We start from the raw sequence: 4,882 nt of genomic DNA, 5'->3' as shown, positions 1-4,882 counted from the left end.
CGTCCCGCCCATGCCAAACGACGACACCCCCGCACGGCGCGGCCTTCCGGTCCGCGGCCAGCGCGTCAGGACGGTATTAACCTGTAAGCCAAGGCCTTTCAGATCAATCTGGGGACTAGCACGGACATGGTTGACAGTTGGCGGAATTACTTCGTTTTCGATGGATAACACGGTCTTGAGTAGACCGGCTATTCCCGCGGCCGCCCCGGCATGGCCGATGTTGGTTTTCACCGACCCTACAACTACCGGGTGCTGCTGACGGTCGCCGAATATTTGCCCCAGCGCCGTCGCCTCGATCGGATCGCCTATCTTGGTGCCGGTTCCGTGTGCCTCGACATAGTCAATGTGATTGCAATCCACGCCGGCCCGGGCCAGCGCGCGCCGTATCACATCCGCTTGTGCCGAAACCGAGGGCGCAGTCAGTCCGGACCCGCCATGCCCGGCGTTGACGACCGCGGTGCCCACAATGACTGCGCGAATTCGGTTTCCGTCATTCAGTGCAGCGTGCAACGGCTTCAGCAGCACTAGGCCACCACCTTGCCCGGGGACGTAGCCGTCTGCACGTTCGTCGAACGCGTAGGTATGTCCAGAGGCCGACACGGCACCGAATCGCTGTTCCAACATCGCGGTTTCGGATGCCAGGTTGAGATGAATCCCACCGGCTATCGCCTGCACCGAGGTCCCAGTGCGCAAGCTTTCACACGCGAGGTGGACGGCAACGAGGGAAGAAGATTGTTCGGAGTCGACGGTCATGCTGGGCCCGTGCAGCGCGAAGGCGTACGAGACCCTATTGGCGATCATTCCCCTGCTGATTGCGGCAAATGAATGATGGCCGATGTTGTCGGCAGCGTCGCGCAGCGTCAGAAACGCGTAGTCGTCGTTCATCGCTCCCAGGTACACCGCGACCTGCTCGCCGCGGACGGTCCGCGGAATGACGGCCGCGTCTTCGAACAGCTCCCAGGTCAGTTCGAGGGCCAGTCGTTGCCGGGGGTCCATCGCGCCCGCCTCGCGCGGCGAAATCTGAAAAAAGTCGGCGTCGAAATCGGCGATATTGTCGACGAGTTCGGTCGCTTCGCGACCATCGCGCACCAGCTGCCACAGTTCCCGAGGGCTGGCGGCGCCGGGCAACCGGCATGCCAGCCCGACGATGGCGATGTCTGTCGGTTCCAAGGCGCCCTCCGGTGTTCGCTGCCCTGATTTGCATGGTACGAAGCCGCCGGCTCCGGCGCGGCGCTACCTCGATTCTGCGCTCAGCGCGGGGTGCGCGCGCGGCGGATTCTCGCCGGCCAACTCAGGAACCTAGTTCTTCGTCGCGGATGGTGCGGTCAGCTCGGCCAGCATAGCCGCGATCCGGTTCGACAACTCTTTCTTCTGCTCGGCGCTCCAATCGGGCCGGCTGATCAACGTATCGAGTTCGCGGGCAACGTCGTTGAACCGGTCCAGCAGATCTGGTCGCTCATCGGTGTTAGCAGGAGCGGCAGAGCCGAGTTGACTGGCAAGGTACTCGCCCAGGGCCGCCGGCGTCGGGTAGTCGAAGATCAGCGTAGGCGAAAGCGTGAGCCCGGTTGCGGCTTTGAGGCGGTTACGAAGCTCCACCGCGGTCAATGAGTCAAACCCGAGGTCTTGAAACGCTTTATGGGCGTCGATGTCGACGGCGCTGGGATGCCCGAGAACGGTTGCGGCGTGGGTGGACACGATGTCAGCGAGCTCACGGTGACGTTGCTCCGGACTCAGTGTATGCAGGCGTGCGACCAGGCCGGCCGTCGAGGCCGCGGTGTCGGCGGTGTCGATGACACGCCGCGTTGGGCGGGTGACCAAATCGCGCCAAAGCGGCGGCATTTCGGCGTTGGTGGCCAGTGCCGCGAGGTTGAGCCGAGCGGCGACGACGACTGGTCGGTCGCTGAGCAACGCCGCGTCAAGCAGGTGCAGGGCCTGCTCGGTGGTCAGCGGGTCGAGTCCGGCCTGCTGCATTCGTCCCAAATCGCGTTCACCCAGATGCTGCGTCATTGTGCTGGGTTGCTCCCACATCCCCCAGGCGATCGAGATCCCGGCCAAGCCCTGCTCACGGCGATAGGCTGCCAAACCGTCCAGAAATGCGTTGGCCGCCGCGTAATTACCCTGGCCCGGAGCCCCAACGATGCCGGCCATCGAGGAAAACATGACAAACGCCGCCAGATCCACAGCCTGGGTAAGCTCGTGCAGGTTCCAGGCCCCGTCAACTTTAGCCCGTAACACCGCATCCACCCGATCCGGCGTCAACGAGGCGATCACCGCATCGTCGAGTACGCCGGCGGCGTGAAAAACACCCTTGAGCGGGAACTGCTTCGGTAGCCGGGTCAACAATACTTCCACGGCGTCTCGGTCGGCCACATCGCAGGCGGCTACTGACACCTGTGCCCCACCCTGCTGTAATTCGGCAACCAACTCCGCGACGCCTGGACCTTGCTCTCCGCCGCGACTGACCAGCGCCACGTGGCCGACCTGGTAATGGTCCACTAGATGGCGCGCCACCGCCGCCCCGGCCATCCCGGTACCGCCGGTAATCACCACGCTGCCACCGGCCAACATCGACTGCGTCGCCGGGCCTCGCGGGAGCGTCAAGACCACCTTGCCGATGTGGCGAGCCTGGCTGACAAAGCGATAGGCATGTGGCGCACACCGGACGTCAAAGGCCTTGACCGGCAGCCGGTCTAACGCACCGGCCTGCAACAAGCCGACTACCTCGGCAAGCATCTCGGCGATCAGCTCCGGGCCTGCTTCCATCAAGTCGAATGCCCGGTACTGGACCTGCCGATACTGCTTGGCAACGGCGTCAGGATCGCGAAGGTCCGTCTTGCCCATTTCGATGAACCGCCCACCCGGGGCCAGTAGCCGCAACGATGCATCGATGAACTCACCGGCCAGCGAGTTGAGCACCACATCTATCCCATGGCCGCCGGTCGCGTTGCGGAACTTCTCCTCAAAGTCCGCCGTCCGCGAATCACCGATGTGGTCGTCGTCAAAACCCATTTCCCGCAAGCGATCCCATTTACCGCGACTCGCCGTAGCGAAGACTTCCGCGCCCCAATAGCGGGCCAACGCGACCGCCGCCATGCCCACACCGCCCGTTGCGGCATGCACGAGCACCTTGTGACCGCCCTGCACACCAGCTAGCACCGACAACCCGTACCACGCCGTCAAGAACACGACCGGCACACCGGCAGCCTCAACCAACGACCATCCCGCCGGCAGCAGGGTCACCAATCGCTCGTCGACGACCGCTTCGGAGCCCACCACCCCCAACAAACCCAGCACGGCATCGCCGACAGCCAGTCCTTTCACCCCGGCGCCGACCTCGACCACCACGCCGGCGCCCTCAGCTCCCAGTTCGCCACCACCGGGATACATGCCCAGCACCACCAAGACGTCCCGGAAATTGACACCTACCGCACCCACGGCAACCCGCACCTGGCCTGCCGTCAAGTTTTCCCGCGGACAGGACCGCACCATCACGTCCTCCAACGTTCCTGCACCGCCGGCAGTCAAGCGCCACAACCCATCCGGCAATTCCAATCCCGTTCCCGAGTTCCCCGAGCCTACAAAGGTCAACCGGGCCCCATACACAATGCCGGCACGTACCACCAATTCCGGTTCACCACAGCGGATTACCGCATTGACAGCCATGGAATCATCCGAATCCACCAGCACCACCCGACCCGGGTGCTCTGCCTGCGCCGACCGCACCAGCCCCCACACCGCGGCGCCCGCTAAGTCGGAAACACCCGCGCCCGCCAACCCCACCGCGCCGCGCGTCACAACCACCAACGTCCCAGCACCATCGCCGAACAACCACGACTGCAGCATCTGTAGCGCCTCGACCACACGTTGGCCGACACCGGCAGCGTCCGTGACCGGACCTGACTCATACACCATCGTTTCGAGGTTGCCGTCGCCACCGGCGTTGCTTTGGGTTATTGGAGACCATGTTGTCACCAACAACCGGCCACCGACCGCGGCTCCGGCGGCCGCCGCCGCTGCTGACAGTGCGTCGCCGGATACCGGGCGAACTATCAACTGTCGCACCGACAGGACCGGCCGCCCCGCCGAATCGGCCAGTGCCAACGACACTGAGCCGGCATCGGCGGGGGTTATCCGGACTCTGACCCGTACCGCGCCCGCTGCGTGTAATGACACTCCCTGCCAGGAAAACGGCAACACCAGCTGATCCGCAGCGTTGGCAAACCTCCACGCATGCAATGCGGCATCCAACACCGCGGGATGGATGCCGAACCCGCCAACGCGCAGGTCTTCAGGGGCAACGACTTCTGCGTAAACCTCGCGCCCTCGCCGCCACGCCGCTCGCAGACCGCGAAACGCACGGCCATAGCCGTAACCGCGTTCGGCGAACCGCTCGTAGACGTCAGTCACATCCAGCGCCGATGCGCCGACCGGCGGCCACACTGACAGGTCCGCCCCATGTCCAACCCCGCCGGCCCGGAGCACGCCCTCCGCATGCAACACCCACGAATCTCCGCCTGCAGCAGCCGAATACATCGATAGCGTGCGGCGCCCTGTGTCGTCGGCGGCACCGACGACGACCTGCACCCGCACCTCGCCGGCACCCGGTAGCGCCAACGGCGCCAGCAGCGTCAACTCTTGTAGCAGCGAGCAACCGACCTCATCGCCGGCTCGCAGTGCCAACTCCACAAAACCAGCGCCCGGAAACAATGCCGCCCCGCCCACTTCATGGTCACCCAACCAGCCGTGCACGGCCGAGGACAACACACCGGCCAACACCACCCCCCCTACATCAGGGCGCTGCAGGATCGCTCCCAGCAACGGATGACCGACTCCGGTGAGACCGACGCCGCTGAGCTTGGTCCGGTCAAAGCCCAGGTCTTTC

General features: G+C 64.7%; 2 protein-coding genes. Both read right to left on the bottom strand.

Annotation, left to right across the window (positions count from 1 at the left end):
• On the bottom strand, positions 1-1,170 hold a 1,170-nt coding region (locus F0Q45_RS24265), incomplete at its 3' end, for a beta-ketoacyl [acyl carrier protein] synthase domain-containing protein (protein WP_149656318.1).
• Positions 1,171-1,299: 129 nt separating this feature from the next.
• The coding region (locus F0Q45_RS24260) for an SDR family NAD(P)-dependent oxidoreductase (RefSeq protein ID WP_149656317.1) at positions 1,300-4,882 on the bottom strand (3,583 nt) is incomplete at its 5' end.

It is taken from the genome of Mycobacterium simiae (genome assembly GCF_008370645.1).
GTDB lineage: Bacteria > Actinomycetota > Actinomycetes > Mycobacteriales > Mycobacteriaceae > Mycobacterium > Mycobacterium simiae_A.
The sequence above is the reverse complement of the archived record's forward strand: the minus strand, read 5'-3'. Positions and strand labels throughout refer to the sequence as shown.